This window comes from Deltaproteobacteria bacterium RIFCSPHIGHO2_02_FULL_44_16 (assembly GCA_001798185.1).
In the GTDB taxonomy this organism is placed as follows: Bacteria; UBA10199; UBA10199; order 2-02-FULL-44-16; family 2-02-FULL-44-16; genus 2-02-FULL-44-16.
This window is the reverse complement of sequence record MGRM01000004.1, coordinates 88098-102000: the sequence shown is the minus strand read 5'-3', so window position 1 is coordinate 102000 and position 13903 is coordinate 88098. Positions and strand designations below refer to the sequence as shown.

Here is a 13903-nt window from a genome sequence, read left to right as displayed (position 1 = left end):
AGGGATTGTCGTTTAGTATTACGACCACTCATTCCAGAGTTGTGTGAGCGCATTAAGAAAACGATCGCAGTTACCGTAGGGCCAGCACGTTGCATCAAAATCCCTCACAAGGTAGTGCTGCTTGTTCGCACATTCTAAATTATTGCGTTCGGCCTGAAGTATCCAGTTTACGGCCGCCACGAACGTATCGTTGTAGCTTCCTCCAAACTTGTCGTTGGGAACATTGTAGAGCAGGCCTTCGAGAAAGTACGACGGGGCGCTTCCCTGTTCAATCGAACCGTCATCGACGAGCCTGCTACGCATATTTTTAAGGATTCTCACCATCGGTTTAAACCACCCATGCGTCGCCTGATGCTTCGCCGTGCAGTTTGCCGAATGTTGTTTCGGATAGTTGGCTATTCGGTCGCCGCTGGAGTTGAAGAAGCAAATCCCGGGCTCGTATTGTGGACCTAAGAGTCCCGAAAAGTAACGCCGAAATTCAGCGGCGACTACAACATCGGCGTTACGCCTGCTTCCACTGGATTTGATCTTGACCGCTTTTTTGTCGGGCTTCACGTCCACCGTGCCAAAACTCTTGAGCAGGGCAGCGATCACGTCAGCTTTGTAGGTCGCGTATGAATAGGTTCCTGGAATAAGCGCCGCGTTGAATCGCGCTTGTTCGCCGGCTGTCAGAGCTGTAATGTCATAGTAGTAGACAGAATCGAGACGAATGACGACATCCACATCGCTTTCCGCGTAGATATTGGTGTCGTTGCCGTACGAGCCTTGCAGGAATACCTCGTAGGTTTTGTCGGCATACTTGGTATCGGATGCTTCGAGCGCTCGTTTTATCGTCGTGTATGTATTGCTCGACTGCGTGATCGAACCTTGATGCGCCCAGATTTCAAGCTGTGATTCGGGAATAGCCACTCAATTATCTCCGGAGTTAAATTCCTACATTCCTATTGCACCAACATTTCCTTCAGTTCCGCTTCGTGTTTCGCAAACGACTCGCTGCCACGCTGGTAAAGCATGCCCAGTTTTCTAAGATCAGATTCCATCAGATCAGTCGCCATCTCAGGACGCTCGAACGTATCGTTAATGCGAACGGTCCGAATATCTTTGAAGAGAATCGTCCGCAATTGTTCCATTGAGAATGTATTAACGTTTAGGGTTTTTTGGAGAAGTTGCACGCTTACGAAGCGTTTGATCAGCCAAGACAAACCCCAGCGCTTTGGCTCCGGATATACTCCTACACCAATGCTGACAACGCGCAGATCGGAACGAGGCTTTTCGAGCGCAATAACTGCATCGGCAATGGCATAAAGGGTTGGATTGTTCGCGCAATAACCGCCATCGATCAATTCAATCTCTTCTCCTTTGCTAGTTGTGATAATTGGTCTCTTAAAAAATGGATATGCCGAACAGGAAGCCCTCACTGCATCCGCAATCGTACAACCAAAGCCCGGGACGAAAGTGCTATGCCGACCATGAGCTTGTGCCACGCTGGCTTTGAAAATCATCGGTTTTTCAAATGCCCATCGTGTTGCCACGATTCCCACACCGGTTTTGACGTCGGCAAAGCTGCGATTACCAAAAACTATTTTTGCGAGATGAGATAAGGCTTTGGACCTTCCTCGCGGAGTGCGACGACGCATTATGGCCGGCACGTGTTCTTTATAGAGAGTGTGAATATCATCTACTTTATGACCCAATGCTAAAAGCGCAGCGATGATGGCTCCTGTGCTCGTACCGAAGATGAGATCAAAACTCTCACAAAGTGGTCGACCGACCATCGCCTCGATTTCTTTCAACACTCCTAAGGTGTAGAATCCCTTGGCTCCTCCCCCATCTAGTGAAAGGATTCGACAAGAAGGAGTAGGCATCGAGGTTGGTAGTTCTGAGCTCATGTGTGTCCTTCAAGTGTAAGCGACAGTTGAGAGAAATCTTTCTTTCTTATTAGTTTGGAGCCATTGGCGACACTGAAGGGGTGCCCTTGAATGAGTCAGGATCTTGAACTTTGGATCAAAAATATTTCGTGTCAGTCTTACAAGCACTTTATACTTCCCTTCTGATGGATGAACTAACTGAAAGCCATATAAAAATCCACCACCCGTGTTTCACGACAACTAAACCTCACCAAATTTTAGCGCCATATCGAACTAAACTGGCCGTTATTTTTTTCGGCGATTGTAAGGTGACTGGTTTGTTGGTTTCAGCGAAATATCCTTCTCACTGGCCTTTGCGTAAATTGATTCCGGCGTCCGTCCAAGTTTAAGTCCGATGACCCGCGTTGGGGTATTTTGCCTTGCGAGTTGCTTCAATTGTTGCTCCTGTTTTGGAGCCCATCCCTTCCCGTGGTTTTGTGGTTTTTTTGACATTTTGTACTCCCGTCTAGCGTTGCAAGCGAATAACATATCCGCTGATATGCTTATTAGCGTATTAAAGGGGAGGCCGAGTGTCAAGAATTATTTAAGCAGGGGAACTGAATCTTTCTGATCAGTGATATAGGTGAGTTTCAGCAGGCGAATCTTAGCTGCTTCCTCTGAAACTCTAAAGGTGCTGGCAATTTGGTTGATGAGAGTATGCGTGTTAGTTTCCCCCAGAGCAAGATCCAAAGATGATGAGCGTTGGCTTCTAAAATCAATGACTGCATTCTTGATTCGCGTATGAGGCATCAAAATAGACCCGCAAACATATCCAGCTTGCCACTCCATCCAGTCTGCACGGCTGGCATTAACAATTGTATCGCGTTTACAATGGTGAGTTTTTTGTTCATTGGCATCGGGGAAAAGACTAAATGATTTTTCCATACTGAATAGATAATTGTGAAATTTTACATGGCCGTATTCATGTGTAAGGGTGGTCCTGAATCTGTTTTCAAGATTGCTAGCCCCAGAAAGACTATCACTGATTCGAACCTTGGGTTTTTTACCAGAAAAGAAGTCAGTTACCCCTTCTACTGAATCTCCAAGAGAAGATAAGTCTGCATAAATATCCAAGTTTTCTACATCTTGTTCAATAAGCACTGTCAGAGCATCAGTAGGGATAGGCAACTTCATTCCACCAAATTTTGCGGTCATCAGATCGGTAATAATTTTTTCGCATTCCGAATCGAGCTCTTCTGGTTCATAATAGGGTCTTGTATCAAAGCGCCCTGTCTTATCCTTGATATATCGCACCATTCATTATCCTTTGATTTTTTTTCTGAAAGCTTGAAATGCGGCTTTTACATCTTTTTCAGATGCTATTGTCTTGAGCATGTCGTGTGGAATTTTTCTTGCATGGAAATAGAGAACATCCGCATCTATATTGAGAACTCTAGCAAATTGTTCAATCAGATGATCTGAATCAGGGTTACGTCGCTCATGCTCAATATCGTTAAGATACTGAGCAGATATGGGTTTGCCATCTTCAGCCTTGGTGATTTTTAAGGCCAACTCCTTTTGGCTTAGCATTTTTTTCTTTCTAGCTTCTGCAATAACTTTTCCAAAAGACATGTTGGCTCCTCCTAGATACGCATATTAGCGTATTATTTAATGTGGTTAATGTCAAGAAAGGTAAAAGTTTTAAGATCATCGAGAAATTTGGCGATTTTTTTGCGACTTTAGTTCTATGATTTGACGGACGATAGCCCAAACAATAGGAAAGCCAGCTGGTGAACCACGTCATACTGCTTTAGAGTCTGGAGAACCGTGGCCACTAGATAGAAAAAATAAAAAATTAGTCATTTTTTGTGCCTAAATTTGCACGGCAATTCCATATCAGGAAGCGACCAGATATTCTGTCCGATCTCTCGGGATTGTTTTTCCACCTTCAGGTAAATTGTGGGATCGTAATTGTATTTGTTTTTGTTTTCCGGATAATCCCGACAAAACGGTCTATAGTAAGTTGCCAAGCCTTCCTGAATCATCGTGAGTGCGACATCCTCTTTCCCGACGAAAACCGCTCCCAAAACTCTCCCGTATCGGTCATAGCCTTTGCCTACGGGCTTAATGATCACGCTTCCGGACATGAGGATCTGTTTCAAACGGGAGGTGGCCATTTTGGAATACGGCTGGCCTTTTTCGGGAGCGTCCATAGCGGCGATCCGAACGCGGAATGTCACGTTGCCCTCGGTCCCGATGAAAGTATCGCCATCCAGCACCGATACCGCTTTGTAAACGAATGAAGGTTTTCCGTCTTCGGCATGAAGACTGAGGCACCAGAGAGAAGCAATTGCCAGAATGAGAAATCTAATTTTCGACATCGCGCATCAGTTTCCGATAGGTACAAAACTCGCATTCATCCTGACACGACGGCATCATGTCGGATGAAAGACACGCCCACGCATCCTGCACCGCCTTCTCCACCCATTGGCAATTCCCTTTATAGCTGATCAACTGGATATGAAAACAAAGCGTGGCGTTAAACCCATCCAAATCTTTTCGACCATTCGCGTAAACGAAATATCCCGTGTCCAGCACGTCGTATCCCATTCCCCGAAGAATCCACTGATAGATCTCCATTTGCCGCTTGTAACCGTCTTTCCATTCGTCATCGAGACTGATTTCGCCATCCTTGCTGGTAGCCTTGTAATCGACGACGATCAATTGACCGGCGGGATTGACCCAGAGATCGTCGATGGCTCCGGTGATAATGAAATTGGTCGGCTTATGGTGGTGTCCGAGGCCCTTGAAATTCTCGCGCCAGATATCGAGATCCTTGTGCTGGAATGGAACGGCATCCACACCGTTTTGTTTCATCAAAGGATGTGGTTCCCCATTGGTGCGGTAAACATCAAATTCTTTTTTCAAAAGAGCATCCACGGCAATATTGAGATTGAACGGTGGTGAGGAGGGCTTGTCTATTCCTAAACGACGATCGAGATAGAAACAGCGCGGGCAGCGTAAGAAATTCTCCAAACGAGAACGACTGAGTTTATAGGGCTCTTTGGATTTTGGATCAAAAATGTTTCGTTTCCGCTTTGCTAGGGCCATGCGTATCCTTTTAATTTAACGGGGTGGCCAGCCTAGCTTGAAAACATGCAGAAATCCACTTCTCTTATAACCTGCGCAAACGACCGTTCCTTTGCGATTTTAGTCCCATGATTTGACGCGCAATAGCCCAAAGAAGGCCGGGGATATTTATTTTGGTGAAGGTGGTTAGAAGCAAGAAAGCAACTGTCAGCCCACCCCCAATCCATTCGGTAGGTCCGCCGTGCACGAAGTAATTGGTGCAGCGCTCCAGCATGCTTTGATCCATGAATATTCCTTTCGTTAATTTTCAAAAGCGTAGCGTCTCTCCATGAGGTTTTTTATGTAAGCCACATCCTGCTTGATGTGCTCCACTTCCACTTGGGTGCGTGTGAGATCCACCTTAAGATTCCAAAACATCCCGGAGGCGGTGAGCAGCGCACCTATAATCGCAAACCAGAATTTCCAATCGCTGCTTTTCATATTAACAACACTTCACACGAAGACTTTTGGAGATGAGGATTTTCCCCTGAGGATCTTTCACATAACACCGGGCCGGTTCTTTGCTGGTGATGTCTGGGAGGATCCATTGGAACTGTGCTTTGCTGTTTTTCATTTCGATGTTCCCATCGCGAGGATTCATGCGTCCTAAAGTGACTTCGGCAAGAAGGCTGCCATTGATTCCTTTTATATTTTTGTCTTCAGCATGCTTTTCAACATGCTGATGTGTATGCTTCACGCAGACTTCCATATCCAATATCACGCCTCCATCGGTGTTGACCTCGTAGAAGCAGGAGTCGTCATGCTCGATTTCCTTCATGATCTTAGGACTCGGCTTCATTTTGAGACAGAGATAAGGGCGGCGTTTGAGATACAAAGATCCAGACAGATGGTGGGGTTCATATTCATTGTAAGCCTTGGGTGTTTCATCAGCCTGAATAAATCCAAAATTATCTGGATTTTTGTCGGTGATTTTTTCCAAAAGAAACGGCCACATCCTGCCTGTACGAATATCCTCCCACACAGAGGTGATATCCGCATCAGCCTCTTTCATACCTCCTGAACTCTTGGGATCTTTTTCCGCGTGTGAATTCATCCCGATGATGTGTTGGGTGACCTTGTCATAAAAATAGATGTACTTTGCCATTAGTTCGGTCCTCCTGTGTTATCAGTGCATTCCATGACGGCATATTGGTAACCACAGACCACATCTTCATTTCCCGCGGACTGCTCAATCTTGAACTCCCAATTATTCGTACCGTTGTTGAAACGTGGCTGGCCTGGGGAGCGAAACGGCCTTCCACCAAAAGAAACATCTGACGTGCCGCCGATGAAGGCACGATTATCACCATCAAAGCCGCCACCTCCTTGGGTCATGTCAATCATGACGATGGCACAGGTAGCGTGATCGGATGAGGTAAAACCACCAATCGTTCTCACATCGGTAATGGAAATGTTGCGCGTTTGCCTGCCGTTATGAATGGTGCTGCTATTCAGCGAAAGAGGATGCGTGTGGATACTGAGATCTACGTTGTCGATTCTGATGCCAGGTGCCACCGTCAGATTCTGCCGTAACATTTGTCCGGATTTATTGAGATGGACATATTGAGGATGATCGTCGTCTCCTAACCCTCCCAGCGAGCCGTGGTCGGTTGTTCCTCCAATTTGACCAAGGGTGACTCCGTGAGGGTTGCTGCGATCATTGATATGGACATCGATTTGCGGATGCGTATAGCTTCCACGGTTGCCGATCTGATGGTGATCAATGGCTCCCTGATGTTGAATCACACTGCTTTGCGAAACCCGTGCATCGGCAAATTGCCCTGAGACAATTTGCAACGCATCCAACATGAGGAGCGCTTGATATTGAAGAATGTTCGAGGCAGCAATGCGTGCATCCGCAAACGTACCACTGACAATATCGCCGGTGTCATGCGTATGAAACGCCGGAGTTATGGCTCCGATCATTGCCGCAACCGCTTGTCGTAATTGCGTATGATCGATTTTTGTTTGCTGGTTGAGTTGGAGGCCTGCCTGCTCAATCAGATAGCAAATCTCTTCCTGGATGGCATTGGCCCAATCCGCAGAGACAACCGTCGCCTTCTGACCGACGGCCGGATTTCCCTTGAAAAAATAGCCTGCTGTTGAGCCAGCCGGCTCGGGTCCAGGAAGAGAAGGAACAGCTCCTTGTGAATCAATCCGAAACATTTGTTCTCCTCAGTGATAAAGAAACAGCGCCACTGAATGGGATGGCTTTGCTTTGTTGATCACGCATTCCAAAACATCGTCTCCGAATTCCACCAATCTTTCGCCCACCGTATGGCTGTTCACGCGAAAGGGTCTGATCGTCTGCAGCGGAGCAATCATGCCAAAGGCATGCATCCATTCTACCCCGTACAGCGGGCCTCCCACGGGATCTCCAACATGAAACTGATCATATTCCTCGATTTGGAGGTTATAGCCTAAGAGCAGGCCCAGATTCCTGAAGAACTGGAGGCTCTGGTTTCCCCGTTGAACAAGTTTTGAGACGAGCCGATCGCGTCTTTCTTGAAGTGTGCTTGCGAGCCCAGTGCATTGATCCGGAAGTCCTGCCATTCTTTCCCAATCTTCCAGCATTTCGTAAGTTGTGCGCGGATCGGCTTCATTCAAAAGGTCTTGAGAACGATTCCCAATTCGCAAAAACTCATTGGCAATGGCCGTGAGCAGTTTATCGAAAACGGCGTCTTTACCAAAATCCCAAGCCAATCCTTTTGGGAGAAGGTGAACCAGTTCATTTCGATAATCTTGAAGCTCTAAACCCATGTGATGGTCCCCATTTGTGGAAGATGGCCGATGGAACTTACAACGTCAGCGACGGGAAAATGTAACGTATGATCCACTTCTCCTTTGGCAATGGAGATGGCTTCGTTCATGTGACTTAAAATGACGGTGCCTCCCGGCTGTGCTTCTCGGTAAATCATGTCCGCCAATTCTGCAGTGACATCCCTTCGAATTTCCGGGGTATCGGGAAATATCGAAATCGTGAAATGGATGGGATCCGGAATGGGCGCAAAGACGGTGACATGGGCTGTCACGGGACGAACCGTTTCGATGTAATCGGCAACTTCCTGAACTTCTGTGGCATCAGGGATGATAGGATTGTCATTATCTCTGACGAAGGTAATTCCCACAGTTCCTGGTCCTAAATATTCTTCGTAGACCCAGACACGAGTCACACCCGGAACACTTTTGGCCCAGAATCGGTAATCCTGATCAGCGCCTCCGAGCGGCGGTTGTTGAATACGTTCCAGGAGTCGATTTCTTAATTCTTCTGGGGTTTCTTCATCATTTCCTCCACTCAAACCTCCCATATTCACCAGTCCCGTAGAGTTGACTCCCGCAATCGGAGAAAGAAGTGTCAGTTCCACGCCAAAAGCTGCTTCGCCATTGGATCCGGGTTGAAGTGCCTGAATAGCGATAGTGACGGACCCATTCGCAATCGTTGCATCGGCTTGGGATTCATATTCGGCGCCATCATTCCGAACAAAAAGAGTTCTCGCTGGGATGAGGCTGCCATTCGTGCCGGTAAGGGTCATTCCTCCACGTGCAAAGGTGGCGGGTTTTTTCCGAATCCCCCAGATGGAAGCCCATCGTTCGAGATAAGATTTTACGGCAGTATCCGGGAGGACTTGATTTGAAATGAAATCCAAGTGGCCGTGAAGTAAGTGAGAAGCGCCGGCCAATACACGTCCAAGAACAAGAATAACCGAGCGTCTTAAAAAAGCACCTGCCGTGGACAGTCTTGTTTGAAAATCGGTTTGAATCCGATCATTGATATCCTGTAGCGTTGGTCTATTGAATCCCATGCTTTCCCCAGATGAGACTGTAACGATATTTTATGCGATCATTTTGGGGACGTTTGATCTCTATTCCAATCGATATTTGTGCCAGGCCTGATCTTTCGACGAACACGACGACGCTCTCAGCAATGCGATCGTTGATCAGCCATTGGAGGGCTTCTTCACAGAAATGTTTAAAACGATCCAGTATTTCTGGAGTAATTTTCTCACGTTTCAAAGTCCAAAGTTTAGAGCCGATGTGATCATCATCTTCATTCAGGGCATCAGCCCACCAGCCTCGACGGTCTCGGTCGCCTTCAGGTAATTCATCAAGGCTCACACGACGATCCGTGAACAGACTGATGACCACTGCCGTTTTCAAGGTGTCATCCAAGGCAAGATCATTCTTCTCCATCGCAAGATCAAAGGAGAGTCCTTCGCTAGGTTCGAGTCTGATGTCGGACATTGCTGTTACCTCTACATTTGCGGATTCGGCGGATCCGTGATGCCTCCACCGTCACCGTGTTCCTGATGTTGATGCTGATTGAAGATATTTCTTATGGCGCCCATTGTTCCGATGCTGTCAGAGATGTGCACGCTACTCATGATATTCCCATTCACGGTTAACATCCCATCAATCTGAACACTCGTGTTGAAGGTAACCAGTGGGGTGTTGATCTGAACGGCATTTGTTGCATGAATGGTAAGCCGCTGAGTATTCACTTCGATGTGATGGTTTCGCTTGAGGATGATGGAATCGCCCTCATCCGTATACACAGCGACTTCGCCACCTTGAAGCCCTTTAAGCCTGTATTTACGGTTATCGACAGCGATCAAGAGTCCATGAGAACGATCGCCTCCGGGAAAGACAGCAACTCCCTCAGAATCTTTTGGAGGGTGAGAGGTAAATCCATAATTCTGAAATCGTTCCATGTTGTCCTGCACTTCATCGGCAAGCAAACTGGCCTGAATCTTTTGGATCCCTTCATCGTCCTTGATGGTTTCAACCACTGCTCTTGAGATAGAGAGAAGAATACGGCGTTTCAAGGGATCAAGAAATTTGCGAATCTCTTTCATAGCTCAAAATCCGTATAGTGACTTACGGGATCATGGTTTTTCTCTACTTCGGGCTTCGGGATGAAGGCATCTGGCTTTTGCAAGGTCATGGTTGTTTCACGACCGGCAGATGCTGATATCTTCATCTCTATATCCGCGATCAAAAATTCTTGGCTAAGGCCCAAGGTTTGAGATTCAAAATAAACCAGATCATTCACATGCCAAAGGGCTGCGCCCTCTCTTTGTTCAAAACCTTGGACCGTCACGCTTATCTTTGAGGAGTTTGCAGCCCGAACAGCCGCTTCCCATTGAGCCCTGATCCTCGTTTCAGCGGTATTCGCCTGCTGTTCTGCAATCACAATCAAAGGTCGGTATCGCTTGATGACAGGATCATCACCATTCGCTTTTACTTGAGAGACATGTTTCCCATGAACGGTATCGGTTCCCTTCATCTGGGATTTGATAACGTATTTCGAATATCTTTCTTTCGTGTCGAGGGTGATGCTTGCCTGTTTGATATTCTGCCCTTCGATAAGAGAAGTCTGCGCTCGATTTTTCCCGATCTTTGTCATGAGTAGATTGCCAAAACCATCACTGGAGAGGATGACACCACGAAGCCTTGCGGCTCGCTCCAAAGATTCGAAGACGGTCTCACCCGTTTTGACGACAAAACTTGAAAATGCTGCTCCCACATCGGTTTCCGCATGAACAGCCAAGCCAAAAGGTTCGATTAAAAGTTGAGCGATTTTTACCAGGTCCGCATTTTTGATTTCGCCACTCTTATAGATCGCGGAACAATCAACCAGGTCTCCGGTCTTATCGCGTCCGGAAACAGTGATCGTGTGGCTCTTTGCGTCGATGGAGTTTTGAATCTCCTCCACAAATCCGGTGACGAGGACTTCATCTCCAATTTTGACCTGCGCTTCATCGCCGATACGGATAAAAAAGACCGACCCTGATCCATTCCAGTTATCGGTGATAGAGAGGGTAAACTCACCTGAGATGGCTTTCACCGAACGCTTGATCGAGGCCTCTGTCCATCCTTCGTACTTCTGCCCATTCACAAAAAGAGCAACATCAGGAGTCACGGATTACCTCCAAAGCGACACCACCCGGAACAAAGCCAGGATGTTCGATTTGATTTCTTTGAATGATGTCGGTCTCCAATCCCAGTTTTTCGTAAAGATCATAGGCAAGAACAAGCGAGGGTCTTGTCTGACTATTTTCGTACCGCACAATGCTTGGCAGGTCTTTATCCGGAGGCGGAAGAGCCTCGCTTAATGTTTTACGGAGATCATGCAATGCTTGGTAGGTGTCATCATCATTAGCGGCAACTCCCATCTGTTGATCAACCACCGTAAGAATTTTATCTCTCGCAGAAAGTGCATCTTGCAAGGTGGAGTATGCATTTTCCGCAACAACAGGCGCTGCTTGTGCAACTGCTATACGCTTGACCAGATTGACAAACGCTTCCACGTTATTCCTTTCCTGCATGCGACTCGGTGTTGATCCAAATGTTGTCATCGTGGCAGGAATCACCGGTATTTGTCGTTGAACATTCATCAACACGGTGTAGGCAGTGATGACTTCTTTGGGATCATCGGAGATATGATTGGTCCTTTCGATGCTGCTCACAATTGCCGGAGCGAGTTTTGTAGCATCAGGTGTAAGTCTGTCGATGTCCTCTGCAATTTGCCTTGCGGCATAATAAAACTCGGCAAACCCTCCTTCGAGAGACCCTTTGATACCAATCAAGGTGTTGGAAAACACTCTCACGGTATCCTTCATCGTATTGAGAACGAATTGAGGAAACCCAAGTGTTTGATAACTTCTTTCGAATCCCACTTGTGCTTTGGAGAGCAGATTGTCTTTGGCAGAAATAAGGCGCGAAAAAGCGTCCTTCCTGGACGCCGGAAAAATTCGTTCACCAGCTTCCGCAAAGGTCATGGAAAATCGGGCAAGCCTTCCTTCTAGGACTCTTTCTTCCACCCGGCATGCGATGACGGCGACAAGTTTTTGTCCGTAATAAGGATGAATCAACTGACCTTGGCCAGGTCTTTCACAAACAGCAATCAAGGCGTCCCGTTTTCCGAGATAATCATCGCCCAGGACATAGGCTTCAACCATGAATTGCCGGGCTTTACGACCAAGGTCTTCCGAATATGGTGTGTCTCGTAAGGGGTATTCATGCAGGATATTTCTCCGGCCAAAATCGGATGATGAGGCATCCACGAAGAAGGGAATCCCCCTGAAAGAAGCTTTCCGAAGTTGTTCTTTCCATCCCATTTAATCCCCCACCATTGAATAGCCCAAGTTCAAGTTGAGCGGGAGGTTTTGGTTTTTCTCCGTTGCAACTCGAGTTCCTTTGGGAAGATTCTCAAATTTGACGGTTACGTGTGCATTTTGTGTTGTCACTTGCGGATGCTGTTCACCGCTCAAAGTTTGAAGTGGTGATGTTTGCGGTATCAGTGGTTCCACATTTTCCGGGACATTGAGAAAAGCAAAAGGATTTTGTGGCTGTTTCGATTCCTCAGCAAAAAATCCCTTAAAACCTTTTACCGGCTCTTGCTCGCCAAACCCGAAAAAATGCTTCCAGCTTTTTAAGCCTTTGAATCCAAAGAGAAGGTTTACCGTTTCAGCAATAGTCTTCTTCACCTTTTCCCAGTGTTCGACCAAGAGTTTTGCCAGATCGATGAGCATTAAAATCGGAGACATCATGACCAACACGGCTTTTGCAGGGGAGTTCCAGAGTTTGAGGAAAAATATTTTTACTTCTTGCCAGTGTTGCACCAAAGAAATTCCTGCTTGAATCAGCCAGCCAAGAGGTGAGACCAATTTAAAAACAGCGCCAGCAGGCGAATTCCACAGCGTTACGAAAAACTCTTTGATCCTTTCCCAATTTTTTACCACCAGCCAGCCGACGGCAATAATCGCTGTTAAGGCGAGTGCAAAGAGACCGATCGGTGTCGTCACGAGGGCAATACCCAAACCCACCAACGCAGTTCCCAATGAGTAGATCGATGCAATCACTGGCCCCAAAATAATGGCTGCGAGAACACCAAGAGCAATTTCGAGGCGTGTTGAATCTTCGGCAATAAATTTTAGAAAACTTCTCACCGGCTGTAAGGCTTTCCAAAAGCCGCTGAGAGCTTCTGAAAGGACCTGAAGACGGGCCGGCAATTTTTCTCCGAAGTCTTCCGCCCATTTACGGACATCGTTTTCTTTCCCCTGGAGAAAATCCGCGAATCTCCGTCCCAACTGATCCAATGCGGGGATCACAGACATGACAATCGGCTTCACCATTGCGTTGAACTGTAATGAAAGCCTGCGCAGCAGGTCACCAAAGCTCTCGGCACGATCAATCTGTTCACTCGAAACAACACCAGGGGTTTCTTGCTCCAGCTTTGTAAGTTCCTCAATTCCCGCTTTGGCAAGATTGGTGAAGGCCGTGACAGACTCCGTGTCTTTCCCGAAGAGAGTAGCGGCAAGAGAGATCCTCGTTGCGTCGCTCTTTGCATGGCCTGCGGCCTGAATCATGAGCCTAAAAGCTTCTTCGACGCTCTTCATGTTCTTTAAAGACCCAAGGAGTTGAGGATTTGTGGCTTTCAGTAATTCCGCGAGCGGACCTTTTCCGAGTTTCAAACTCCCGAAATTCTTTCCGAATTTGATGAGAGCGGTTTGGAACCCTTCAGCACTTCCTCCTGATTGCTCAAACGCATAGCCAAGGGTTTGAAGGGCCTCCACACCGACACCTGTTGTGATCGAAAGGTCATGGAGCTTACTTGCAGCCTCAACATTGTCATGGATAAGTTTGCCCAGAGCAACACCCGTGAGTCCACCAAAGAGAGCGAACTTTTTCCCCACCGACCAAAGACTTGAACCAAGATCTCCAATGGCTTGTCCCACTCTGCCAAAGGACGAACTTAATTTCTCAAAGCCAGCGGCTTGGGTGAGCCCTCTGAATGAATTATGAATGCGCCGCAAAGGAACTTGGAGTTTCTCTAAGGAGTCATTGATTTTTTTCAGCGGAGCGGTGACCTGATCAAAGGCTTTGATGACGAGGGCTAATTTGAAAGATTCAGTGGCCACGCGCAT

At 47.1% G+C, this 13903-nt stretch carries 18 protein-coding genes; all 18 read right to left on the bottom strand.

Annotated features, from left to right (window positions below; translation table 11 throughout):
• Positions 1-18: 18 nt before the first annotated feature.
• A complete protein-coding gene (locus A3C46_02270) occupies positions 19-909 on the bottom strand; it encodes a hypothetical protein (GenBank protein ID OGQ23537.1) in 891 nt (296 codons plus the stop codon).
• Positions 910-941: 32 nt separating this feature from the next.
• Entirely contained in the window at positions 942-1889 is a 948-nt protein-coding gene (locus A3C46_02265; protein ID OGQ23536.1) for a patatin, read from the bottom strand.
• A gap of 264 nt (positions 1890-2153) precedes the next feature.
• Positions 2154-2360, bottom strand: a complete 207-nt coding sequence (locus A3C46_02260) for a hypothetical protein (protein ID OGQ23535.1) — start codon at positions 2358-2360, stop codon at positions 2154-2156.
• Positions 2361-2447: 87 nt separating this feature from the next.
• On the bottom strand, positions 2448-3164 hold the full coding sequence (locus A3C46_02255) for a hypothetical protein (protein OGQ23534.1): 717 nt from the start codon (positions 3162-3164) through the stop codon (positions 2448-2450).
• A gap of 3 nt (positions 3165-3167) precedes the next feature.
• Positions 3168-3479, bottom strand: coding sequence for an XRE family transcriptional regulator (locus A3C46_02250; GenBank protein ID OGQ23533.1), 312 nt, complete (start codon positions 3477-3479; stop codon positions 3168-3170).
• Between the two features lie 227 nt (positions 3480-3706).
• Positions 3707-4228 carry a hypothetical protein gene (locus tag A3C46_02245; protein ID OGQ23532.1) on the bottom strand — a complete coding sequence of 174 codons (522 nt, stop codon included), beginning with the start codon at positions 4226-4228 and terminating at the stop codon, positions 3707-3709.
• The gene (locus tag A3C46_02240) at positions 4215-4958 is read right to left on the bottom strand and encodes a hypothetical protein (protein ID OGQ23531.1); all 744 of its coding nucleotides are present in this window, start codon (positions 4956-4958) and stop codon (positions 4215-4217) included. The genes A3C46_02245 and A3C46_02240 overlap by 14 nt, the downstream gene beginning before the upstream one ends.
• A gap of 64 nt (positions 4959-5022) precedes the next feature.
• Entirely contained in the window at positions 5023-5223 is a 201-nt protein-coding gene (locus A3C46_02235) for a hypothetical protein (protein ID OGQ23530.1), read from the bottom strand.
• 14 nt (positions 5224-5237) lie between these two features.
• A complete protein-coding gene (locus tag A3C46_02230) occupies positions 5238-5417 on the bottom strand; it encodes a hypothetical protein (protein OGQ23529.1) in 180 nt (59 codons plus the stop codon).
• Position 5418: 1 nt separating this feature from the next.
• Positions 5419-6081 (bottom strand): hypothetical protein, encoded by a 663-nt coding sequence (locus A3C46_02225; GenBank protein OGQ23528.1) that lies wholly within the window; start codon positions 6079-6081, stop codon positions 5419-5421.
• Complete coding sequence (locus A3C46_02220; GenBank protein ID OGQ23527.1) at positions 6081-7142, bottom strand: hypothetical protein; 1062 nt, start codon at positions 7140-7142, stop codon at positions 6081-6083. The genes A3C46_02225 and A3C46_02220 overlap by 1 nt, the downstream gene beginning before the upstream one ends.
• A gap of 9 nt (positions 7143-7151) precedes the next feature.
• Positions 7152-7736: a hypothetical protein gene (locus A3C46_02215; protein OGQ23526.1), complete on the bottom strand. Its 585-nt coding sequence runs from the start codon at positions 7734-7736 to the stop codon at positions 7152-7154.
• Positions 7727-8779 carry a hypothetical protein gene (locus A3C46_02210; GenBank protein OGQ23525.1) on the bottom strand — a complete coding sequence of 351 codons (1053 nt, stop codon included), beginning with the start codon at positions 8777-8779 and terminating at the stop codon, positions 7727-7729. Before A3C46_02210 ends, A3C46_02215 begins: the two co-directional genes overlap by 10 nt.
• On the bottom strand, positions 8766-9218 hold the full coding sequence (locus A3C46_02205; protein ID OGQ23524.1) for a hypothetical protein: 453 nt from the start codon (positions 9216-9218) through the stop codon (positions 8766-8768). The genes A3C46_02210 and A3C46_02205 overlap by 14 nt, the downstream gene beginning before the upstream one ends.
• Before the next feature lie 11 nt (positions 9219-9229).
• On the bottom strand, positions 9230-9820 hold the full coding sequence (locus A3C46_02200; GenBank protein ID OGQ23569.1) for a hypothetical protein: 591 nt from the start codon (positions 9818-9820) through the stop codon (positions 9230-9232).
• Positions 9821-9825: 5 nt separating this feature from the next.
• A complete protein-coding gene (locus tag A3C46_02195) occupies positions 9826-10896 on the bottom strand; it encodes a hypothetical protein (protein ID OGQ23523.1) in 1071 nt (356 codons plus the stop codon).
• A complete protein-coding gene (locus A3C46_02190; protein OGQ23522.1) occupies positions 10886-12094 on the bottom strand; it encodes a hypothetical protein in 1209 nt (402 codons plus the stop codon). Before A3C46_02190 ends, A3C46_02195 begins: the two co-directional genes overlap by 11 nt.
• Positions 12095-13903: a hypothetical protein gene (locus A3C46_02185; protein OGQ23521.1), complete on the bottom strand. Its 1809-nt coding sequence runs from the start codon at positions 13901-13903 to the stop codon at positions 12095-12097.